The sequence below is a fragment of the Vibrio tubiashii ATCC 19109 genome (assembly GCF_000772105.1).
Classification (GTDB): Bacteria; Pseudomonadota; Gammaproteobacteria; order Enterobacterales; family Vibrionaceae; genus Vibrio; species Vibrio tubiashii.
The window spans coordinates 2,158,632-2,179,509 of sequence record NZ_CP009354.1 but is presented as its reverse complement, the minus strand read 5'-3'; the positions used below and the strand labels follow the sequence as shown (position 1 = coordinate 2,179,509).

The 20,878-nt window shown below is 45.2% G+C and carries 21 protein-coding genes; 14 read left to right on the top strand and 7 right to left on the bottom strand.

Annotated features, from left to right (window positions below):
* Positions 1 to 46 precede the first annotated feature (46 nt).
* The 6 genes from IX91_RS09810 (at position 47) to menE (ending at position 7,290) form a co-directional block, all read left to right on the top strand.
* Entirely contained in the window at positions 47 to 1,354 is a 1,308-nt protein-coding gene (locus IX91_RS09810) for an isochorismate synthase (RefSeq protein WP_004746662.1), read from the top strand.
* Complete coding sequence (gene menD, locus IX91_RS09805; RefSeq protein WP_004746664.1) at positions 1,355 to 3,085, top strand: 2-succinyl-5-enolpyruvyl-6-hydroxy-3-cyclohexene-1-carboxylic-acid synthase; 1,731 nt, start codon at positions 1,355 to 1,357, stop codon at positions 3,083 to 3,085.
* Positions 3,075 to 3,854: a 2-succinyl-6-hydroxy-2,4-cyclohexadiene-1-carboxylate synthase gene (gene menH, locus IX91_RS09800; RefSeq protein ID WP_004746665.1), complete on the top strand. Its 780-nt coding sequence runs from the start codon at positions 3,075 to 3,077 to the stop codon at positions 3,852 to 3,854. The genes menD and menH overlap by 11 nt, the downstream gene beginning before the upstream one ends.
* A gap of 37 nt (positions 3,855 to 3,891) precedes the next feature.
* Positions 3,892 to 4,758 carry a 1,4-dihydroxy-2-naphthoyl-CoA synthase gene (gene menB, locus IX91_RS09795; protein ID WP_004746667.1) on the top strand — a complete coding sequence of 289 codons (867 nt, stop codon included), beginning with the start codon at positions 3,892 to 3,894 and terminating at the stop codon, positions 4,756 to 4,758.
* A gap of 175 nt (positions 4,759 to 4,933) precedes the next feature.
* Complete coding sequence (gene menC / locus IX91_RS09790; protein WP_004749327.1) at positions 4,934 to 5,920, top strand: o-succinylbenzoate synthase; 987 nt, start codon at positions 4,934 to 4,936, stop codon at positions 5,918 to 5,920.
* Positions 5,920 to 7,290, top strand: a complete 1,371-nt coding sequence (gene menE / locus IX91_RS09785) for an o-succinylbenzoate--CoA ligase (RefSeq protein ID WP_004748267.1) — start codon at positions 5,920 to 5,922, stop codon at positions 7,288 to 7,290. Before menC ends, menE begins: the two co-directional genes overlap by 1 nt.
* Positions 7,291 to 7,399: 109 nt before the next feature.
* Here the strand turns inward: menE and nagE are convergent, their stop codons facing one another.
* Positions 7,400 to 8,854, bottom strand: a complete 1,455-nt coding sequence (nagE, locus tag IX91_RS09780; protein ID WP_004748266.1) for an N-acetylglucosamine-specific PTS transporter subunit IIBC — start codon at positions 8,852 to 8,854, stop codon at positions 7,400 to 7,402.
* 172 nt (positions 8,855 to 9,026) lie between these two features.
* Here nagE and IX91_RS09775 point away from each other — a divergent pair, with 172 nt between their 5' ends.
* On the top strand, positions 9,027 to 9,905 hold the full coding sequence (locus tag IX91_RS09775; protein ID WP_004748264.1) for a LysR substrate-binding domain-containing protein: 879 nt from the start codon (positions 9,027 to 9,029) through the stop codon (positions 9,903 to 9,905).
* A gap of 113 nt (positions 9,906 to 10,018) precedes the next feature.
* Positions 10,019 to 10,195, top strand: a complete 177-nt coding sequence (locus IX91_RS26650; RefSeq protein ID WP_004748262.1) for a hypothetical protein — start codon at positions 10,019 to 10,021, stop codon at positions 10,193 to 10,195.
* On the opposite strand, the gene IX91_RS09770 is transcribed toward IX91_RS26650, so the two are convergent.
* From IX91_RS09770 to IX91_RS09760, 3 genes are all read right to left on the bottom strand, one after another.
* Entirely contained in the window at positions 10,187 to 11,110 is a 924-nt protein-coding gene (locus IX91_RS09770) for a YeiH family protein (protein WP_004748261.1), read from the bottom strand. The two genes, IX91_RS26650 and IX91_RS09770, sit on opposite strands and share 9 nt — an antisense overlap.
* Before the next feature lie 133 nt (positions 11,111 to 11,243).
* Positions 11,244 to 13,115, bottom strand: coding sequence for an MFS transporter (locus IX91_RS09765; protein WP_004748259.1), 1,872 nt, complete (start codon positions 13,113 to 13,115; stop codon positions 11,244 to 11,246).
* Positions 13,116 to 13,122: 7 nt separating this feature from the next.
* Complete coding sequence (locus tag IX91_RS09760; RefSeq protein ID WP_004748257.1) at positions 13,123 to 13,713, bottom strand: TetR/AcrR family transcriptional regulator; 591 nt, start codon at positions 13,711 to 13,713, stop codon at positions 13,123 to 13,125.
* A 194-nt stretch (positions 13,714 to 13,907) separates the two neighbouring features.
* Between IX91_RS09760 and IX91_RS09755 the strand changes: the two genes are divergently transcribed.
* Both IX91_RS09755 and IX91_RS09750 read left to right on the top strand, forming a co-directional pair.
* On the top strand, positions 13,908 to 14,792 hold the full coding sequence (locus tag IX91_RS09755) for a Tim44 domain-containing protein (RefSeq protein ID WP_004749324.1): 885 nt from the start codon (positions 13,908 to 13,910) through the stop codon (positions 14,790 to 14,792).
* Positions 14,793 to 14,916: 124 nt separating this feature from the next.
* A complete protein-coding gene (locus IX91_RS09750) occupies positions 14,917 to 15,237 on the top strand; it encodes a DUF1244 domain-containing protein (protein ID WP_004748255.1) in 321 nt (106 codons plus the stop codon).
* 95 nt (positions 15,238 to 15,332) lie between these two features.
* Here the strand turns inward: IX91_RS09750 and IX91_RS09745 are convergent, their stop codons facing one another.
* The gene (locus IX91_RS09745) at positions 15,333 to 16,400 is read right to left on the bottom strand and encodes a PLP-dependent cysteine synthase family protein (RefSeq protein WP_004748254.1); all 1,068 of its coding nucleotides are present in this window, start codon (positions 16,398 to 16,400) and stop codon (positions 15,333 to 15,335) included.
* A 123-nt stretch (positions 16,401 to 16,523) separates the two neighbouring features.
* Here IX91_RS09745 and IX91_RS09740 point away from each other — a divergent pair, with 123 nt between their 5' ends.
* Together IX91_RS09740 and IX91_RS09735 are read left to right on the top strand one after the other, a co-directional pair.
* On the top strand, positions 16,524 to 16,991 hold the full coding sequence (locus IX91_RS09740; protein ID WP_004748252.1) for an Lrp/AsnC family transcriptional regulator: 468 nt from the start codon (positions 16,524 to 16,526) through the stop codon (positions 16,989 to 16,991).
* Between the two features lie 97 nt (positions 16,992 to 17,088).
* Complete coding sequence (locus tag IX91_RS09735) at positions 17,089 to 18,120, top strand: YHYH protein (protein WP_004748251.1); 1,032 nt, start codon at positions 17,089 to 17,091, stop codon at positions 18,118 to 18,120.
* 41 nt (positions 18,121 to 18,161) lie between these two features.
* On the opposite strand, the gene tesB is transcribed toward IX91_RS09735, so the two are convergent.
* Entirely contained in the window at positions 18,162 to 19,022 is an 861-nt protein-coding gene (gene tesB / locus IX91_RS09730; protein WP_004748249.1) for an acyl-CoA thioesterase II, read from the bottom strand.
* 194 nt (positions 19,023 to 19,216) lie between these two features.
* Between tesB and IX91_RS09725 the strand changes: the two genes are divergently transcribed.
* On the top strand, positions 19,217 to 19,645 hold the full coding sequence (locus IX91_RS09725; RefSeq protein ID WP_004748247.1) for a YbaY family lipoprotein: 429 nt from the start codon (positions 19,217 to 19,219) through the stop codon (positions 19,643 to 19,645).
* Positions 19,646 to 19,677: 32 nt separating this feature from the next.
* Here the strand turns inward: IX91_RS09725 and IX91_RS09720 are convergent, their stop codons facing one another.
* Positions 19,678 to 19,980: a DNA base-flipping protein gene (locus IX91_RS09720; protein ID WP_004748245.1), complete on the bottom strand. Its 303-nt coding sequence runs from the start codon at positions 19,978 to 19,980 to the stop codon at positions 19,678 to 19,680.
* A 49-nt stretch (positions 19,981 to 20,029) separates the two neighbouring features.
* On the opposite strand from IX91_RS09720, the gene IX91_RS09715 reads away from it, so the two are divergent.
* Positions 20,030 to 20,770, top strand: coding sequence for a VP0952 family biofilm-associated protein (locus IX91_RS09715; protein ID WP_004748243.1), 741 nt, complete (start codon positions 20,030 to 20,032; stop codon positions 20,768 to 20,770).
* Positions 20,771 to 20,878: the final 108 nt, after the last annotated feature.

Genomic DNA, 20,878 nt, shown 5'->3' with positions numbered 1-20,878 from the left:
TAGCGACATATAATAAAATAATAACCCCCATGCATACGAGGCTGATTTGTCATACTTTCATCAAGCCGTAGCTGAACTGATTGAACGCGTAAAGGAAGCAGAAGATGGTGTAAACCGTCTGGTTCAAGTTCTTGAGGAAAAACCTGACTTTGCATTTATAGATTGGCTGGAAGCGCAGCCGCTATTTCCAAAGTTTTACTGGCAATCTCGTGATACTAGAGAAGAGGTTGTTGCACTAGGACAGCTGCATACGTTTGTCGAACCTGCGCCTGCCTATACTATTCTCGCCGACGATCAGCGCATTTGGGGAGGTCGTTCCTTTGATGGTCATACAGGTAAGAATCACCGTTGTATGTCCTCTTTTTTCTTCTTACCGCAAATTGAACTGATCCGTTTTGATCAGCAATGGTCACTCGCGGTGAATCTTAACGCCGAAAAACATCGCACTTTGGCGAGCTTATATAAGCTGCAGCTTGAGGTTTCCCCTATATTGCCAGTCTCTTCGCATATAGAAACGATCCAGCATACGCCTGAAAAAGAGCAGTGGTCACAGTTGGTAGATAAGGTACTGACTGGCATCAAAAATGATGAATTCAAGAAAGTGGTTCTTGCGCGTAAAACCGAGGTGAATCTCGATAGACCGCTGTGCGCATCTCAGCTACTGAAGGCTAGCTATCTGCAAAACCATCACAGTTTTCACTTTCTACTCTCACTAGATAAGAAACACAGCTTTTTAGGCTCGACCCCAGAGCGTTTGTACGCGCGTCAAGGTCAGGAGCTTTATACTGAAGCGCTTGCAGGCACCATTGGGCGCGGCACTAATGCCAGTCAAGATATGGAGCTGGCGAACTGGTTGTCGAATGACATTAAGAACCTTAATGAAAATCAGTATGTGGTCGACGATATTATTGAGCGCCTAACTCCACATTCTGAGCATGTTGAAGTAGAGCAAGAAGCAAGGTTAGTTCGCTTACGTAAAGTGCAGCACTTAAAACGCAGTATTCATGCTCATCTCAATAAAGGGGTTAACGGGGTGCAATTGCTTAGCGCTTTGCAGCCAACTGCTGCCGTTGCCGGATTACCACGTGAAGAATCCATGGCGTTCATTCAAGAGCATGAACCGTTTGCTCGGGGCTGGTATGCAGGTTCAATGGGCTTTATTAGTCATCAAAGGGCGGAGTTTTGCGTCGCTATACGCAGTGCGCTAGTACTCAACGATCAAGTTCAGCTTTTTGCTGGAGCTGGAATTGTTCCTGGTTCTATTGCTGAAAATGAATGGCTGGAGCTCGATAAAAAAATGTCGACGTTACTGTCTTTAATTTCTGACAATCCTCCATTGGGAGTAGCTTCATAGATGAGTGGTAGTCCATACTCAATCGAGCAGGCGGTGGTAAATCGCATTTGGTGTCAGACTATTTTGGAAGAGCTATCGCGCTTTGGGGTCAGTGAGGTTTGCGTTGCTCCAGGCTCACGTTCAACTCCATTGACCTTAGAAGCCGATGAAAATCCTAATCTGACTTTGCATACCCATTTTGATGAGCGTGGTTTGGGCTTTCTTGCGCTTGGATTAGCGAAAGCAAGCCGAAAACCTGTTGCTGTGGTGGTAACTTCCGGTACAGCTGTCGCGAACTTGTTGCCAGCGATTGCAGAGGCGAAGCTCACTGGTGAAAAACTGGTGGTGTTAACGGCAGATAGACCGGTCGAGTTGGTTGGATGCGGAGCTAACCAAGCGATTAATCAATCGGGGATATTCTCGTCGCATGTCACTGCATCGCTTGAGTTGCCAAGTCCCTCTTTGACAACACCTCTGAAGTGGTTACTTACTTCCGTTGATAACGTCATGCACAGTCAAGCGAAGGTAGGCTGCGCAGTGCATATCAACTGTCCTTTTCCTGAGCCCTTGTATAGCGCTCAAGACAAATCAATTTATCAAGATTATATAGAAACGGTTTCGAGCTGGTGGCAGAGCAATACCACCTATACTCGCCAGTTGTCAGCTGGTATTGAACAACAGATCCACTTTAGTGATTTCGCTGATAAAAAAGGCGCGATTGTTCTTGGTAGCGTTACCTTAAGTGAAGCGCGATTAGCAAAGCAGTTAGCCGAAAAGTTAGGTTGGCCGCTATTGAGCGATCCTCAATCGGGGGTGACTTCCGCTTGGGCTCATTACGATCTATGGCTCCAAAATGGCGAACGCTCGGAACTACTTAATCAATGTGAATTGGTATTGCAGATCGGTTCAAGAATCGTGTCGAAGCGCTTAAACCAGTGGCTTGTTGATCAGGTTGAGCAGCGTAACGCGCAGTATCATTACCTTGCGCCAAGTGCCGATAGAAACAACCAATCGCATTTGATGCAAACTCATCATGTTGCTGATATTAAATCTTGGCTACAGGTCTGTATTGAGTCAATTCCAGTACTCTGTAACACGGAATCTGGTTGGGCGAATGAGCTGACGGAAGTGTCTCAGCAGGTTGCAAACCTAGCTGCGCTCCATCTCAATGCCGATTCCTCACTCGATGAGATTGAACTTGCGTTAAGCGTTAACCTAGTTGCCAAGCAGGCACAGATCTTTCTAGGCAATAGCTTGTTTGTACGTTTAGTCGACATGTTTAGTGGTCTTGATGATTATGCTGTCTATAGCAATCGCGGCGCTTCTGGCATAGATGGGCTAATTGCGACGGCATCAGGTGTAGTGCGAGCCAACCAACAACCGACCCTAGTGTATATTGGGGATACATCGCTGCTTTACGATATCAATTCACTTGCGCTGCTTACTCACGAAAAAACACCTGTTGTGGTGGTTGTGACTAACAATGATGGCGGTGCAATCTTTGATTTACTGCCTGTACCAGAGCAGCAAAAGCAGTCACTCTATCAAATGCCACATGGCTATGATTTTGAATGTGCCGCCAAGCAGTTCAAACTGAGTTACAGCAAGCCAGAAACCTTAGCTCACTACACGCATATGGTAAATGACCACTTACGTCATGGTGAGGGAGCATTGCTGGTTGAAGTGCAAACACCTCCAGAGCAAGCGTCTTCTCAATTGAAAGAGTTTATCCAACAAATTCATGCTTTATAGTCACGCTAGCTCAAACCTCAATCCAACAAGCACAGTGATCGTATTTTTACATGGCTTGCTGGGTTCTGGTTTGGACTGGAAAGAAACGCAATCTTACTTATCTCACTACTCTGTTATTTCCATTGATCTTCCGGGACATGGACACAGCGCATTAGAAAATTGTTGCAATTTTAAGCACTGCTGCGATCAAATATCTGACACTCTTCTTACCCATGTGACGCCACATCAGCCTATAGTATTGGTTGGCTACTCAATGGGCGGTCGTATTGCGATGTCTGGTGTAGCTAGTGGCTACTTTTCTGCCCTGAATATTCAGTCGCTTATTGTTGAGGGTGGCAACTTTGGTTTGCAAAACGATTCTGATAAGCAGCAAAGGTGGCAAAACGATAGCCAATGGGCAAATCGATTTTGCAACGAGCCTATTGAGCAGGTATTAAGCGACTGGTATCAACAGCCAGTATTTAGTTCGCTAAATCATGCGCAAAGACAAAAACTGATAGATAAACGCAGTGCTAATCTAGGCCCATCGGTAGCGAACATGCTCGAGGCTACATCGCTTGCGAAACAAGACTATTTACTCGATGCCCTGAAGCATTCAGGGATCAAAACTCATTATATATGTGGCGAAAAAGACAATAAGTTTAGTCAGTTGGCCAAACGAAGCGGTTTGTCTTTTAGCCAAGTTGCGAAAGCGGGGCACAATGTTCATATTGAGCAGCCACAAGCTTTCGCAAATATTGTTAAAACTCAGCTGAACACCATTGGTTAGTATGCTGAGCCAATAAGTAAACAAACTAGGAATCACCATGGCAAAAACAGTCGGTATCTCAGAAGAAGAACTATACGCTCCAGTTAACTGGAATGACTGCACAGGTGAATATGAAGATATTCAGTACCACAAATCCGAAGATGGTATCGCTAAGATCACTATCGCTCGTCCTCAAGTACGTAACGCTTTTCGTCCTCAAACCGTTAAAGAGATGATCAATGCTCTGGCAGACGCACGTTACGATGAAGGGGTTGGCGTTATTATCCTTACCGGCTTAGGTGAGAAGGCATTCTGTTCTGGCGGTGACCAGAAGATTCGTGGCGACTACGGCGGCTACCAAGATGATTCAGGTACTCACCACTTAAACGTTCTTGATTTCCAACGTCAAATTCGTACGTGTCCAAAGCCAGTGATCGCATCGGTTGCAGGTTGGGCAGTGGGTGGCGGTCACGTACTACACATGATGTGTGACTTAACGATTGCTGCAGAAAATGCTCAATTTGGTCAAACTGGCCCTAAAGTAGGCTCATTTGATGGCGGTTGGGGCGCGTCATACATGGCTCGTATCGTCGGCCAGAAGAAAGCTCGAGAAATTTGGTTCCTATGTCGTTTCTACGACGCGCAAGAAGCACTTGATATGGGGCTAGTTAACACAGTTGTCGCAGTAGAAGATTTAGAGAAAGAAACGGTTCGCTGGTGTCGTGAAACCCTACAACACAGCCCAATGGCACTTCGTTGCTTGAAAGCGGCGCTGAATGCAGACTGTGATGGTCAAGCAGGTCTTCAGGAGCTAGCAGGTAATGCAACTATGATGTTCTACATGACTGAAGAAGGTCAGGAAGGTCGTAATGCGTTTAATGAGAAGCGTCGTCCTGACTTTAATAAATTTCCACGCAACCCTTAATTTGTTCTTGATATCGTCGCTTTAGCCTCAATAACCGTGTCGAGGATGCTCATATAGGCTTCTATATTCCGCGCCCTCTCCTTGTTCTTGAGGCTACAGCTTATATATCAACGTACAAATGGGTGAAATATCCAATACAAGCTACATTTATATCAACAAAGAAAGGGATATTGCTATGAGATCAGCCAAACTGTATCGCTATGAATTGCCGATGGACAGTGGCGTGATACTGCGTGAACAAAAGCTCAAGCAGAGAGAAGGATTTGTCGTTGAGCTAACTCTTGATGGTGAGCTTGGTCGAGGTGAGATTGCGCCTTTGCCTGGTTTTAGCATGGAGACGATGGACGATGTCTACTCGCAATTGGTCGAACAACTGGCTTTGTGGCAACAAGGGCAAGCGTTCAACTTTGATGAGCTCTACCCATCGGTCGCCTTTGGCTTATCAATGGCGGAATTAGAGCTTAACAAACAGCTGCCAGAACAAGGCTGCTTTCAAGCTGCACCGCTATGTTCTGGTGATCCAGACGAACTCCTGCCTAAGCTGAATGCCATGACGGGTGAGAAAGTGGCCAAGATTAAGGTCGGTCTGTATGAGCCGATTCGTGATGGGATGTTGGTCAGCCTTTTCTTAGAGTCGATTCCAGATTTAACACTTCGTTTGGACGCTAATCGAGCTTGGACAGCTGAAAAAGCACAGCAATTTGCCAAGAAGATTGCCCCTTCGTTGCGTGGCCGCATCGCCTTTATCGAAGAGCCATGCCAAGCACCGGGAGACAGCTTTTCTTTTGCGATTGATACAGGCATTGCGATTGCTTGGGATGAAACGCTGCAACATGCGATCCGCAAAGATGACTTCAAGCTAGAAGACCTCAATGGTGCGAAAGCGATTGTGATAAAGCCGACTCTGATAGGTTCGATTGAGCGCTGTATTGAATTGATTGATAAAGCCAAATCACTGGGCATTAAAGCAGTAGTCAGTTCTAGCATTGAATCTAGCCTTGGTCTAACTCAGCTAGCAAGGTTAGCGCACTGGCAACTTCCAGAAGAAGTACCGGGACTGGATACCGTGGGGCTGTTTGCTCAGCAGTTAGAAGTTCCATGGCCGGGTTGTGAACTGCCTGTCGCAAGCTTGTCTGATCAGGCTTTAATCTGGCAGTCGTAATGAGTCAGTTATCTCCTCTACGTCAATGGGCTCAATCGAGCCCATCTTTATATGCTCTCCATACCCTCAACCAAAGTTACACTTGGGCTGAGCTTGAAAGTTCAGTTGACCAAATGGCAGCTTCGTTGGCAAGTCAAGGTGTTGGCGCTGGAAGTGTGCTTACATGTGTTGGTAAAAACAGTGTTGAACTGATTTTGGTTTATCTCGCCTGCTTGGAGCTAGAAGCAGTCTGTGCGATAACCATGCCTCAAACAAAAGCAGAGTTTAACCATAAACTCGCGACATTATATTCCGAGCCCAAGCAGGCAAAAGTGTGGCTATCAACAGACGTTCCAGACTTGCGTAGCTTGCAAAATATTGTGCTGAAGCCTTCGATGACTGAGCTTAATCAGAGCAAGTTTAGCAGCGAGGCGCTTGCTTCGATCGTATTTACGTCAGGTTCAACAAGCGCTCCTAAAGCGGTTGCTCATACCTCAAAGCAACATTTGGCTTCGGCTCAAGGATTACTGCAGCGCTTTGCGTTTAAGCAGGCAGACACTTGGTTACTGAGCCTCCCTATGTACCATGTCTCCGGGCTGGCGATTATCTATCGCTGGCTGCATAGTGGTGCTAGCTTGAAAATGGGCAAAGGGGAACTGGCAGAGGATATTCAGGGCGTCACTCACGCTTCTTTAGTTTCGACTCAACTTAAGCGGCTTCTCGACAATGAAGTGAAGTTGTCACTCAGCCATGTCTTACTCGGTGGCAGTCATGTACCTTTGGCGCTCAGTCAACAAGCTGAAAAGCTAGGTATTGAAACATGGCTCGGTTATGGAATGACCGAAGCTGCGTCAACCGTGACAGCAAAACGTATTGACGCCGAATACACTGCTGGTGAGTTGTTACCAAAGCGTCAGCTTCGTCTGGAAGGGCAAAGAATTTATATTGGCGGTGAGACGTTAGCCTCTGGTTACTATGTACAAGGGGAGCTATTGCCAATTACTGAACAGGGTTGGTTCGATAGTAAAGATTTGGGCGAGATGGTCGGGCGAGAGCTAAAGATCATCGGCCGTGCAGACAATCTGTTTATCTCCGGCGGTGAAAACATCCACTGTGAAGAGATAGAACAAGCGCTGAATCTGATTCCTTTTATCAGCCAGTCGGTCATTGTACCGATACCAGATAGCGAATTTGGTCACAGACCTATTGCCATTATCAAGGTAGCAGATGAGATTGATGAGTTAGCAATAACAGAGCATCTAAAAGGGTCATTAACCAAACTCAAATGGCCTGTTGCCTACTATGCTATGCCGGATGAACTGTTACAGGGTGGGATTAAAATCTCAAGACAGAAGGTAAAGCTGTGGTTGTTGGAGCAACTCGCTCAATAACCAAAAAGAAGTGCAGACTCGGTGACTAAGCGAAAATGCACTTCAGGGGGATGCGGTGAAGGTGAAATCACCGCAATTCTTTATAAACTAGTTTGCAGTAAACCTTGGATTAGCTAGCAAGGATGGTTTTCATCTGCTCTGCAACTTTGTCCACTTTGCCAAGGCCAACGATAACTTGCAGACCGCCTTTGCCAACAGGAACTACCCCTGCCGCACCAAGCTTCTTAAGTTTTTCACTGTCTGCGACAGCGGAATCTTTTACTGTTAGGCGTAGACGAGTAATACAGTTGTCCACTTCAAGGATATTTTCAGCACCACCAATAGCCTGAATGTACTCTTTCGCAAGACCTGCGATGTCTTCATTTGACTCACTAGCCATATCTTCGCTGCGACCCGGTGTCTTAAGGTTAAACTTAACGATAGCGAAACGGAAGATGGCGTAGTATAGGCAGAAGAATACCAAGCCTTGAAGAATTAGCATGTACCAGTTGGTTGCTAGCGGGTTCTGGCTCGATAGAACGAAATCAACAAAACCTGCCGAGAAGCCGAATCCTGCCATCCATTCCATTGTCGCAGCGATGTACAAAGACAAACCAGTTAGCACTGCGTGGATTAGGAACAACACAGGTGCAAGGAACATAAAGCTGAACTCTAGTGGTTCTGTGATACCTGTAAAGAAAGATGCCATTGCTGCGGCAAGCATGATCGCAAACACTTGGTTCTTGTTTTTAGCATCAGAGCAGTGGTACATAGCCAGAGCAGCAGCCGGAAGGCCAAACATCATGATTGGGAAGAAGCCTGCTTGGTACATACCTGTTTGACCAGGAATACCTGTACCGTTAGCGATCGACTGAGCACCGCCCAAGAAGTTAGGGATATCGTTGATGCCGACGACGTCAAACCAGAACACTGGGTAAAGTGCATGGTGCATACCGATAGACAGGAATAGGCGGTTGAAGAAGCCAAATAGACCAGCACCTACCGCGCCCATGCTTTCCAGTTTAATACCAAATTGGATCAGCGCGTCATATACCGCAGGCCAGATGTAAAGCAACGCAAAAGAGAGTGCCATACCAGCAAGAGAAGTTAGAATTGGGACTAAGCGTTTACCACTAAAGAAAGCGAGAGCTTGAGGGAGTTCAACGCTTGAATAACGGTTGTAAATCTCAGCAGAGATAATACCGATAATAATACCAATAAACTGGTTACTGATTTTACCAAATGCAGCGGGTACTTCATCTGCGTTGACACCAATCAACTGAGCCACAGAGCCCGGTGCCAGTAGAGTTGTCACGACCAAGAACATAACAAAGCCCGATAGTGCAGCCGAACCGTTTTTGTCTTTACTTAAACCAAAGGCAACACCGACAGCAAACAGCACTGCCATGTTATCAATGATAGCTGCGCCTGATTTAATCAGAAAAGCGGCGAGAATGTTTTCTGAGCCCCAGCCGACAGGATCGAGCCAGTAGCCAATCCCCATTAGTATTGCGGCTGCAGGTAAGGTCGCGACTGGCACCATCAGTGCCTTACCGACTTTTTGCATGTATCCGAGTATGTTCATTTATGCCCCTAGATTTTGATTATTGATTTTTTGATGAGCTGGCACAGTGAGAGTCACTCTTAGCGCTAGGTCACACTTAATAGATTTGGGACTATTTTATGACTTATTTCATGATGCGAACAAACGAATCAGGTAGTAGGATGAATTAAAAATTTTAATCCATAGGCGCAATATGGCAAACCAACAGCTGCTGCTTAGAAACCTTCATACCTTTGACATGGCGGCGAAAACGTTAAGCTTTACCATTACCGGGAAACAGCTTCATCTTACACAAGGAGCCGTTAGTCATAGAATTAAAGTGTTAGAAAAAGAGTTAGGCTTTAACTTGTTTGTCAGAGGAACTCGCCAGCTTGAACTGACTGAAGAAGGGGCTAGATTCCACAGCACCTTGTCAAAAAATTTGCATGGGATTTTCTCTGAAATTGAAGAGATAAAGTCAACAGACATGGTGGGGGAGCTAAACATTGCAACCTCGACAGGCTTTGCAAATGGATGGTTGCTGCCAAGATTGTCTGATTTTAAAAACAAGTATCCCAAATTCAATCTTAATATTTGGGGCTACCAAGAGCAGGAAGATTTCCACAAGAATAATATTGAAGTGGCGATATATTATGACTCTGCCAGTATGAAAGATGTGTACAGAAAACGTTTGTTCGGCGATGAGTACATTCCTGTCTGTACGCCGCAGTATGCGAAGAAACATCGCCTGTATGAAGATGGTTTAGAATCGCTGAAACGAATTAATTTTATTCATGCAGTAGGTTCAGATGTGTGGCAGCGGTGGCGTGACTATATGCAACTCGATATTGATATTTTTAATCAGTTTTACTGCGTAAGCCACCGAGAGATGGGTTTTATCAGTGCGCTTCATAATCTTGGTGTTGGTATGGGCAAATACCACTTTGTCAAAGATTTGATTGAATCTGGTGAGCTGGTCACTCCATACCCAAGTATGCCTACGAGCAAGAGTTATGACTTGCTTTGCCCTTTGGGAACCGAAGATCGGCCGAAAATTCGCACCTTTATTAATTGGATTGAAGGGCAGTTGTAATAGAAAAAGCAACTTAGTTAATTTAGCAATTTCATAGTCCAAATCTGAATTTAGCTTTCTTATAACCCTAACTCATAATATCTCAAGAAAATTATGAGTTAGGGTATAAGGATATGAGAGCGATTTTGGTTATTGCGGTGATCTTACAGATCATTGTTGCCGTTCAAAGTGAGGGTCTAACACGAGCGTTAGCCGAGCTTTCAGCATTCTTGCTCGTGTTAGGGATCGTATTTAGCTTTAAACAGAAAAAACGAGCTCAAGCTGCGAAAGACATCGGCCGCTTAGGCTAATAACAACCAAGCTAAAGATGTGGTTGAGATTAGAACCCACAGAGTAACACCAAACATCAAAGGTTTCGGGCCTGAAGACTTAAGCTTTTCCACTGAAATTCCGCATCCAATCAAGAACAAACAAACGACAAGCGCTCGCTTGGCAATATCGAATATGCCTTGATAAATGACTTCAAATTGCGGCAACAAGTCGCTCACAGCAATAGCGACGCAGTAAAACAAGATAAAGTAAGGGATGGTGATTTTTTTCGACTCACTGCGAAATAGGAATGCACTGACAAAGGCGACAGGAATGATCCATAACGCACGCGCTAATTTAAGTGTCGTTGCCGTGGTTAATGCTTCTTCACCATAGGCTGAAGCGGCTCCCACCACTGAAGAGGTGTCATGGATCGCAATCGCGGCCCATGTACCAAAAGTGTGTTGATCGAGGTTAAGTGCATGTCCAATCACGGGGAAAACAAATAACGCGATAGAGTTAAGCACAAAAACTGTTGCGAGAGATAAGCCAATTTGCTCGTCGTTGGCTTTGATAGCTGGAGACACCGCGGCAATCGCACTACCTCCACAGATAGCCGTTCCTGAAGAAATAAGATATCCAGTCTGCTTGTTTAACCCTATCGCTCTCGCAAGCCACCATCCAATAACCAGCGTGCCAACAATGGTCGCGATGATGAGCCCAATGCCATCAGAGGTTACGGCTAACGCTTGTTCGAATTGGATCCCAAACCCTAAGCCAACGATTGAGTAGGCCAGTAGCTTTTTGGTGAGCTTTGCGAGGTTGAACTTTTTTGGAACTAAACCAAGCGAAGCGAGTAGAAATCCAATCACCAAAGCGGTAGGGGAGGTGATAAATGGAGTTAAGCAAATCGTGAGTGCAAGCCAAAAAGGGAGTTGCTTGTTGAAGTCATTCATTATTTTTATTGAGGTAGGGGGAGATCAAATAGGAAAGCACTATTTTAGCGAACCCAAAACGATAAAGAGAGTTGAATGAATTGAACATGCGTTAAGAAAAACTTAACGCACGTTCGAAACTTCATTATTGGGTTTAACGCCAATCGCCTCGTAATGTCGCTACTTTATCATGCATAACGGAAGTCGAAGCATTTGCTGGGTCAACCGGTTCGCCGACTTCAATTTCAATTTTCGACCAAAAACGTGTTGGTAACCCTTTGCATGCAGAACCTTTGTGACGACTGAAGTAACTCCCCCAAAGTCCTTTAAGTGCAATTGGAATGACAGGCACAGGACTGCGCTTAATAATGATATCCATCCCGCGCATGAACTCATTCATCTCACCGTCGGAAGTGAGGCGTCCTTCAGGGAAAATACACACGATATGGCCTTCAGACAGCGCTTGTTCAACATCATTAAATGCTTTGACGATTGAGCGACGGTTGCTGGCCGAAATAGGGATAACTCCAGCACGTTGTAAGAATCGTTTTAGTGGCGGCAAGTTGGCGTACTCTTCTTCCATCACAAAACGGATCAGCCTTGGACACACCGCGCTGAGCAGCAAGGCATCCATATAACTCACGTGGTTGCAAACGAGTAAAGCGCCACTTTTCTCTGGTAAGTTTTGCGTATTCTTATGGTTGACTCGATACATGGTATGAGTGATAACCCACATTAAAAAACGCACCACGAAAATAGGCACTTGTATAAACAAGTAGCCCGCCACTAAAAGGTTAAGTACTGCTAGCAGTAAGAAAAGCTGCGGAATGGTTAGCTCAATAATGGTTAGGCAAACAATGCCTAACACTGCGCTTCCAACCATAAATAGCGAGTTATAGATGTTTAGTGCAGCGATAACCTGCGCTCGCTCAGTGACTTTTGCTCTTTGCTGCATGAGAGCATACAAGGGAACAATAAAGATACCACCTGAAGCCCCAAGTAACAGCAGGTAAGAAAACACGGACCACAAAGGTTTGTGCATGACAAACTCGCTAAAGCTTGCAAACTCGGGTAACTGCTGAGGAACGGACGTTGCCATCAGCGCACCAAAAATGGTGATCCCTAAGCTACCTAGCGGCACAATACCGACTTCAATTCTATGGTTAGACAGCTTGTCACAAGCTAATGAACCAACCGCAATACCGACAGAAAATAGCGCGAGTAAGAAAGATACCGCGCTTTCGCTACCGTTAAGGTAGAGCTTAGTGAAATTCGGGAACTGAGTCAGGTAAGCTGCACCTAAGAACCAAAACCAACTGATTGCCATCAGTGCGCGAAAGATAGTTTTATCCGCTTTAGCAATAGCGATGGTTTTCTTAGTTTGCTTAACAGGTTGCCATTTGAATTTAAGATCCGGCGCACAGGCGGGTGCTTCAGGAATAGAACGGCTAGAGATGTAACCAAACACGGAAAACAGTACTACACAAGCAGCTGCAACATACTTGGCGTTTTCTGCTGACGCAATCACACCGGCGCCAAGCGTACCTAACAAGATCGCGAGGAAAGTACCGGTTTCGACTAGTGCATTGCCTGGAACCAACTCGTTAGGCTTTAACTGCTGAGGAAGAAGAGCATACTTCACTGGGCCAAAAAATGCCGATTGTGTGCCCATAAGAAACAGCAATATCAGCAAGATCACGTAGCTTTCAGTAATAAAGCCGATCGCGCCCAAGCACATAATGCCAATTTCAGCGAGCTTCACTTTACGAATAAACCAAGACTTTTCGTATTTATCAGCAAGAACACCAGCGGAGGCAGAGAAAAGGAAAAAGGGAAGAATGAACAGCCCTGCCGCTAGGTTGATAAATAAGTTGCTGGAAATAGGCAGTGCTCCAGCACCTGCAAATGCAACGAATAGCAATAATACATTTTTGAAAATATTATCGTTAAAGGCACCAAAAAACTGAGTAACGAAGTAAGGCAGAAAGCGCTTCTGTCCTAACAGGGAAGTTTGGCTATTCGACATTCGCAGATCACCAGTTGCTCAAATAATTAGAGAGTAGGTTTTCGATCAGCTCTTTTCCATCAATCGGTTCAGCAGCAAAGAATTTATCGTCGACACTTAACAGCGTAATACCGTGAACGCCAGACCATAATACACGACTTGCTTGAAGCACTTCTGCTTGACTGCGTTCAGGTCCAATCAATTGCAATAGTTGTTCAAGCATACCTGTCATGGAATCAATACGCTGGGCTTGCCATTCTGGCAGCGTCTCACCATTCATGTTGTGCTCAAAGATTAGCTGCCAGCGATGTGGGTGACGCTGAGCAAAATCATGATAACAGTAGGCGAGTTCATACAGCGCTGATTTAGGATCTTGGCACTGAGAAACCACTTCTTTTGCTTCTTCCGAAAGCTCATCTAGGGTTTGAGCCACAGCGTGGAGTAGCAATAGGTTATAGCTGCCAAAGACATTGACTAGAGTACTTGGAACATAGCCGATCATTGTCGCTACCTTTCGCAAGCTCAACTCATGATAAGTGTTGCTTGCCAAAAATTCTTTAACAGTGTTTAGCGTAAGCGCGATAAGTTCTTCTCGCGTATGATCGTTTCTTCGGGCCATGGTGAGTAATCTAAAATGAACAATGTTCAATATTCTAATGAGCCTCTACCCATATCGTCAACAACCGCATGGGTAATTTGCAATATTCTGATACATGTGTCGGAGACGTTTTGATTTGAATATGGGGCTGCTAGAGTTAATATAGTGTAATAAGTATAAGTTTATAACCTTGACAGGAACCTCAAAGGAAGAATATGAAACGACTCTTTTCCCTTGTTGCTCTACTGATGGTATCCGTTGCGATTACGCCAGTAGCAGAAGCGAAGAAGTTTGGCGGCGGTAAATCGTTCGGCAAGAGCTTCAAAACGGCGCCAGCGCCTAAGCAGCAACAGCAAAACACAAACTCTATTGGTAAAGACCAAGCGGGTAAAACACAAAGCTCAAGCAAAAAAGGTCTGATGGGCGGCTTGCTAGGTGGTTTACTAGCAGGTGGTCTACTTGCTGCCTTCTTTGGTGGTGCATTTGAAGGTATCCAGTTTATGGATATTCTTATCATGGGTCTGATTGCATTTGTTATCTTTAAACTAATGCGTGGCATGCTTGGCGCTAAGCAGGGCAGCATGAATCAGAATCGCCAACAACCGGCTTTTGGTGGTTCTTCAGCGCCTAAGTTTGAGCAACCTAATGTTCACAACTTTGAACAGCCACAAAATAGCGGTGCTCAAACGGGTGGTTTCGGTTTTGGTGCACAAACAGATGTACCACATAACTACCCACCGGGTTTCGACCAAGCGGCTTTCGTTAATGGTTCTCGTGAGCACTACCGTATTTTGCAAGGTGCTTGGAACCACAACCAACTTGAAACGATTGAAGAATACGTTTCGCCAAGCTTGTATCAAGACCTTATCTCAGAGCGCGCTAAGCTTGAAGGTGAGCAGCACACTGATGTGATGTATGTTGATGCCGAGATTGTACGTGCGGATTACGATGCGAGCAAAGCTCAGCTAAGCCTTCAGTTCAGCGGACGTTACCGTGACGCAGTTGAAGGTATCGAAGAAGATATTACCGACGTATGGCACTTAGAGCGCGATCTAACTGCACCAAACGCACCTTGGTTAATTGTTGGTATCCAAGCTTAATCAGCATTGAAATTGAAAAACGCCTGAGCTTTTTGCTCGGGCGTTTTTGTATTGAGGTTACTCCAATTAGACTGATACAATCCTAGAACAAAAACAACGAAGAAACGATGAGAAGGTAAGTAAAGTGGCTGAATTTAAATACAAAAATCTATCCCAAGAAGAGCAAGATAAACTAGACGCAGCGGTATTTCGTCGTCTGCTTACACATCTGGATGACAACAAAGATGTGCAAAATATCGATCTGATGATTTTGGCAGGTTTCTGTCGTAACTGTTTCAGTAAGTGGTACAAAGCTGAGGCGGAAACGCAAGGTCTTGATTTAGACATTGATGACGCTCGCGAACGCGTTTACGGCATGACTTACGATGAGTGGAAGCAAAACCATCAACCGAAAGCGACACCAGAGCAATTAGCGGCATTCGAAGCGCGTCAAAACAAAAAGTAATCGTTAGGTCCACATACCCTAGATTTAAAAAACCGCTACTCAATGAGTAGCGGTTTTTGTATATCTAGCCAAAGGATATAGAGGCATGGCTGAAGTTAGCTAATCTGGCCTGTCGTTTCAAACTGTTCTAGTTTGATAGAGTATGGCTGCGTATCACCAATATTCTCTTTAACCCATTCTGCGTTGTAGTAAGTATCTAAGTAACGCTCACCGCTATCACATAGCAGAGTAACGATAGAGCCTTTTTCTCCACGCGCTTTCATTTCGCTAGCAATTTGTAGAACGCCGTAAAGGTTTGTTCCGGTAGAAGCGCCCACCTTACGACCTAAAATTTTCTCTAGCCAGTGCGCCGTTGCGACAGATGCTGCGTCTGGAATGGTGCGCATCTCATCCACTACGCCAGGAATAAAGCTTGGCTCTACGCGTGGGCGACCTATGCCCTCAATTTTGCTTCCATTGTTGCCGGTGAGATTTTTATCGCCGGTTTTGAAGTAGTCGTGGAATACTGAGTTTTCAGGATCGACTACGCACAATTTGGTGTCGTGTTGTTGGTAACGAATGAAACGACCAATAGTTGCTGAGGTACCACCAGTACCTGGACTCATCACGATCCAAGCGGGTACTGAGTGATCTTCCATTTCCATCTGACTGAAAATTGAGTTGGCAATATTGTTGTTACCGCGCCAGTCGGTTGCTCGCTCGGCGTAGGTAAACTGATCCATATAGTGGCCATTTAACTCTTTTGCTAGGCGGTGTGACTCTGCATAAATCTGATCTGAGCGATCTACAAGGTGAGCCTGACCACCGTAAAATTCGATCTGCTCGATTTTCTTACATGCTGTAGATTTTGGCATCACAGCAATAAAAGGCAGACCAAGCAAGCGAGCAAAGTAGGCTTCTGAGACGGCAGTGCTTCCCGAAGAAGATTCGATGATGGTTGTCTCCGGCCCTACCCAACCATTACAAATGGCATACAGGAACAGCGAGCGCGCTAAGCGGTGTTTTAGAGAACCTGTTGGGTGCGTGCTTTCATCTTTCAGATAGACGTCGATCCCTTCAATACTTGGAAGATCAAGCTTGATTAAATGAGTATCTGCGCTGCGTTGGTAATCGGCTTCGATTTTACGAACTGCATTGTTAATCCAGTTATGATCAGTACACATAGAGGTTCTCCTTCAATTCGGTATGAGGTTAATTTACCTATTTGTAGAGAGAAAAGCTTTGCCAATTTTATTGTCTTTTGCTTAATATGGAGAAAATTTTTCTATTTTGAGAAGTGTGTGGATATGGATATTGATAAAATTGATCGCAAGATGCTCGACCTATTGCAAAACGATGCGACCTTGTCTCTCAACGACCTCGCGGAAGCGGTTAATCTAACCACGACACCATGTTGGAAGCGGCTAAAAAAGCTTGAGGAAGCGGGCGTGATTCAAAAACGAGTCGCCTTGCTTAACCCAGAAAAACTCGATCTGTCATTCACTGCGTTTGTGTTAGTTAAGACGAGCGACCATTCTCACGAGTGGTATAGCCAGTTTGTATCCACTGCGTCAGAATTCCCCGAAGTGATGGAGTTCTACCGCATGGCAGGGGAGTACGATTACATGATGAAAGTGCTGGTTAAAGATATGCAGTGCTTTGATCATTTTTATAAAAAACTGGTGAATTCCGTCGAAGGTATTTCTAACGTGACCTCTACCTTTGCCATGGAACCTCTTAAATACACCACAGCTCTTCCAATATGCCATACGTAAAGGAGTGTATGGCAGGGTAAAGCCAAGTAAAGCTCATTTTGAAACTTGTTAAGTGTGACTAATCTGACAGTAAATACACATAACAAGGATGAATAAAATGTCAGTATTACCATCAACTCATGTCTTGAGTTTAACCATTGCAGCGACACTACTTAGTGGCTGCAATGGCGGAGATGACTCAAGCAGCACCACATCAACGCCTTCGGTATCAGGCAATAACATCACTAACCTTTTATTTGCAAATCTTTCAGGTGATTGCCAACAATATCTGGGTACCTTCTTTTCTACCGTGAATGACATCCAACGCTCACTCATTTACACCGGTCAAACGCAGATAACGTCGAGCGGTAGTAAGTGCATTATTCAGTCGAATGCGATTCCGAACCATGACTTCAATGATGTGACGGCTTCATTTGCCACCAACGTCTCCGAGCAATCGACCTACTATGAGTTTACCGCTTCACCTAGCTTTGTAGGTTCTACTACTGCGTTAAGCTTAGGGACGTCAGAAGCAGTTCTACTTAACGGCGTTAAGGTCGATCTGTTGGCGGCTGCTTGCTACGGTGTGGGGGATGAACGTACGGGCTGTGGTCAAAGTGAAATCAATAATCCGTGGCGCTACGATCCGATGTCGTCTCTAAACGGCTTTGGTACCGATATTCACAATGCACATGTCCAGCCTACCGGGGAGTATCACTACCACGGCAATCCCGTTGCCATGTTCGTCCAAGATTGTGCGGGGGGAGAGGCCTCTCCAGTAATAGGCTTTGCTGCTGATGGGTTCCCAATTTATGGCAGTTGTTTCCTAGATAGTTCAACCAGTCAGGTTCGTAAAGCGACCTCAAGCTACCGCTTGAAAACGGGGGCTCGTGTTGATGTGGGAAGCTATACGGCTCCCGTTGTAGGTGGCAACGTTGCGAGCAGCAATTATGACGGGCAGTTCCGAGGCGACTGGGAGTACTCAGCAGGGTTGGGAGACCTCGATGAATGTAACGGCATGACGGTGAATGGTCAGTACGGTTATTACGTTACCGACGCATTCCCTTGGGTGATTAATTGCTTCAAAGGTAGTGTAGATTCTAGCTTTAGTGGCTTTAGCATTGAACGGTCACATGGACATACACATTAAAAAAGCCTCCGTTAGGAGGCTGTTCTTGAAAGGTGGAGAGTCTACTCAGTAAAGCGCATGACGCCTTCTTGTACCGCAGAGGCGACCAAATCACCATTGCGATTGTAAATCTCACCACGCACTAGACCACGTGTATTGCTCGCGGTTGGACTTTCAATGACGTACAACAACCACTCGTCCATCTTGAATGGGCGGTGGAACCAGATCGAATGATCGATAGTGGCGACTTGGAATTTCGGAGTCATTAAAGAGACGCCGTGAGGGTGAAGAGCCGTCACTAAGAAACCCCAATCAGAGGCATAGCCGAGCAAGTACTGATGGATCAATTGATTATCTGGCATTTCGCCGTTTGCTCTAATCCACAGATACTGTTTTGCTTCGACTTTCTCTGGTTTTAGAGGGTTAACGACAGTGACGGGACGCATTTCAATTGGCTTTTCACCACAGAAGGTCTTCTTTAGTTTTTCTGGTAAAAAGTCAGCAATACGTTCCGCTAACTCTGACTCTGAGGCATAGTTTTCAGGTCCCGGAATATCCGGCATGGTGTTTTGGTGCTCAAACCCCGGAGCTTCACCGTGGTAAGACGCGGTTAAGTAGAAAATCGGGCGACCATTTTGAATGGCTTTAACACGGCGCGTACTAAAACTGCGCCCATCACGTAGATTTTCTACGTCATAGATAATCGGTTTCTCAGGATCACCAGGGTAGAGGAAGTAACTATGGAACGAGTGAACAGTACGGTCTGCATCAACCGTATAACGCGCTGCGGATAAGGCTTGGCCAATCACTTGACCGCCATAGACTTGAGGAAGCCCTAAGTTTTCACTTTGACCTCGAAACAGGCCCTCTTCTAGCTTTTCAAGTTGGAGCAAGTCTAGCAATTCACTTAGAGGTTTACTCATTTTCTCTACCTTATATTCTTTGTATCTAGGTGGTATTTTACCCAGTTTAGTGACAAATAAAACAGTTGTTTGATTTCTATGTCAGGCAAAACTCAACATAGTTAAAGTCTTGTCAATAATCATCGAATTGCAATGACAAGCTAATAGAGGCTACTTATAATTCTCGAAAATCTAATAAGTTAAGAGAGTATTCAATGAAGAAAATATTCGCGCTAGTCGCTACAGCAGTACTAGGTTTGGTACTTGTGGGCTGCCAATCTGCCGAGACAACTCAATCACAAAATAAAGTCGAAAGCGTGACAGGAACCGTCTCTTACCGAGAGCGAATTGCATTGCCAAAAGGTTCATTGATTACCGTGACTTTGCAAGATGTCTCTTTGGCTGATGCTCCTGCTAAGGTTATCGCTAAACACCGCTTTGAGACCAATGGCGCGCAATCGCCGTTTGAGTTTGATTTGGCTTACCATACCTCAAAGATTGACCCACGCCATCGTTATAGCGTCAGTGCTCGTATCGAAGTGAATGGTAAGCTGCGCTTTATCACTGATACCATTTACCCAGTGATCACGGATGCTGACAAGACCAGTGAGGTGGATTTGCGTCTTGTTGGAGTGCGTCACTAGGTAAGCAAACCTCAATAGATAAGGTGGTAGCGTTACGGCTGCCATCTATATTTTTTTAACTTCACCTTTCCATCGTTGCTAACTTCGATCCCCTCTGAGAGCAGCGCTTCACGTTGGCGTACTAAATCTTGCCCTTTAAGTGAGATCTTACCCTGACTATTAATCACACGAAACCAAGGCAATTTACTGTCAGCAGGCAAGTTTCCCAACGCTTTTCCTACGTGGCGTGCGTAACCGGGATAACCCGCCATTTTTGCGATCTCACCGTAAGTACTGACTTTTCCTAAGGGAATTTGGTGAATTACTGCAAAGATTTGCATTAAAAACTGGTCCATAATGATTGTGTCCTAGTACAGATTTCCAAGGAATGGATAAGGAGAGGGCATGGTATTTTCTACATTTCAGTTCTTAGTGACAACTCTGTTAGCTGTAGTTTGTGCTAGAGCTATCAGCATTAGTGAAGGCGATATTCCGGTCTTAGCCTTGGTAATCCCTGCATTGTGGATTTTCCCTCAAGGCGGTCTTGTTGGCTTGGTATTAATGGCCGCGATGACAACCTATGGTTTAACCCTTCCTCATCAACCTATCACACTTTCAGTTAGCCTGTGGGTCTTATTTCCTTTGTTAATGGTGGCTTTTTCAAGACGCAGTAGTCTCGGTGTGGTACTCACTAGCTTCTTAATCGTCGCGACCTTACTGATAGGTATTATGGTCACGCAAGCCGGAGATAAGCTAGCAGGAGAGCCGATTGTCACTCTCGTTCAAACCCTATCGGTTGCGGTAATCTGGTGGGCGGCTTCACATTGGAAACCATCAAATAATCATAGCTGGTGGGCGCTTGGATTGATTCTTCCGCTCTGGATCGCTGACCTCTCTTATGCTGCATTAATTGCTTTATGTATCACGGGTATCATGGCTTCGATGGAGAGCTTGTCTCAGCTGAAAACCTTTCGTTGGAGTAAGCTGCTTTGCTGGACACTGCCAACGGTTGGCTTTGCCGCCTTGGTTGTTTCACCCAATATCGAAGTACCGAATCCGGTGTTTGTGGTATGGATTTGCCTACTAGGTACAGCTTGGATGACAGACTACATTCTGCGCAGTGTAGAAGAAAATCAAGATATATAATAAATCCATTTTTATGATTGAACATGCAGGCTTGGCATATGTAACTTGTTGTGTCAAAATTGCCGAAAATCTGCTCTAGTCAGTCAAGGAAAGGCTTACACCAATAGG

Bases quoted from the DNA above. Each gene is read 5' to 3' on its own strand.
- menD (WP_004746664.1), top strand. From the start codon at position 1,355: ATGAGTGGTAGTCCATACTCAATCGAGCAGGCGGTGGTAAATCGCATT.
- menH (WP_004746665.1), top strand. From the start codon at position 3,075: ATGCTTTATAGTCACGCTAGCTCAAACCTCAATCCAACAAGCACAGTG.
- menB (WP_004746667.1), top strand. From the start codon at position 3,892: ATGGCAAAAACAGTCGGTATCTCAGAAGAAGAACTATACGCTCCAGTT.
- menC (WP_004749327.1), top strand. From the start codon at position 4,934: ATGAGATCAGCCAAACTGTATCGCTATGAATTGCCGATGGACAGTGGC.
- menE (WP_004748267.1), top strand. From the start codon at position 5,920: ATGAGTCAGTTATCTCCTCTACGTCAATGGGCTCAATCGAGCCCATCT.
- nagE (WP_004748266.1), bottom strand. From the start codon at position 8,854: ATGAACATACTCGGATACATGCAAAAAGTCGGTAAGGCACTGATGGTG.
- IX91_RS09775 (WP_004748264.1), top strand. From the start codon at position 9,027: ATGGCAAACCAACAGCTGCTGCTTAGAAACCTTCATACCTTTGACATG.
- IX91_RS26650 (WP_004748262.1), top strand. From the start codon at position 10,019: ATGAGAGCGATTTTGGTTATTGCGGTGATCTTACAGATCATTGTTGCC.
- IX91_RS09770 (WP_004748261.1), bottom strand. From the start codon at position 11,110: ATGAATGACTTCAACAAGCAACTCCCTTTTTGGCTTGCACTCACGATT.
- IX91_RS09765 (WP_004748259.1), bottom strand. From the start codon at position 13,115: ATGTCGAATAGCCAAACTTCCCTGTTAGGACAGAAGCGCTTTCTGCCT.
- IX91_RS09760 (WP_004748257.1), bottom strand. From the start codon at position 13,713: ATGGCCCGAAGAAACGATCATACGCGAGAAGAACTTATCGCGCTTACG.
- IX91_RS09755 (WP_004749324.1), top strand. From the start codon at position 13,908: ATGAAACGACTCTTTTCCCTTGTTGCTCTACTGATGGTATCCGTTGCG.
- IX91_RS09745 (WP_004748254.1), bottom strand. From the start codon at position 16,400: ATGTGTACTGATCATAACTGGATTAACAATGCAGTTCGTAAAATCGAA.
- IX91_RS09740 (WP_004748252.1), top strand. From the start codon at position 16,524: ATGGATATTGATAAAATTGATCGCAAGATGCTCGACCTATTGCAAAAC.
- IX91_RS09735 (WP_004748251.1), top strand. From the start codon at position 17,089: ATGTCAGTATTACCATCAACTCATGTCTTGAGTTTAACCATTGCAGCG.
- tesB (WP_004748249.1), bottom strand. From the start codon at position 19,022: ATGAGTAAACCTCTAAGTGAATTGCTAGACTTGCTCCAACTTGAAAAG.
- IX91_RS09725 (WP_004748247.1), top strand. From the start codon at position 19,217: ATGAAGAAAATATTCGCGCTAGTCGCTACAGCAGTACTAGGTTTGGTA.
- IX91_RS09720 (WP_004748245.1), bottom strand. From the start codon at position 19,980: ATGGACCAGTTTTTAATGCAAATCTTTGCAGTAATTCACCAAATTCCC.
- IX91_RS09715 (WP_004748243.1), top strand. From the start codon at position 20,030: ATGGTATTTTCTACATTTCAGTTCTTAGTGACAACTCTGTTAGCTGTA.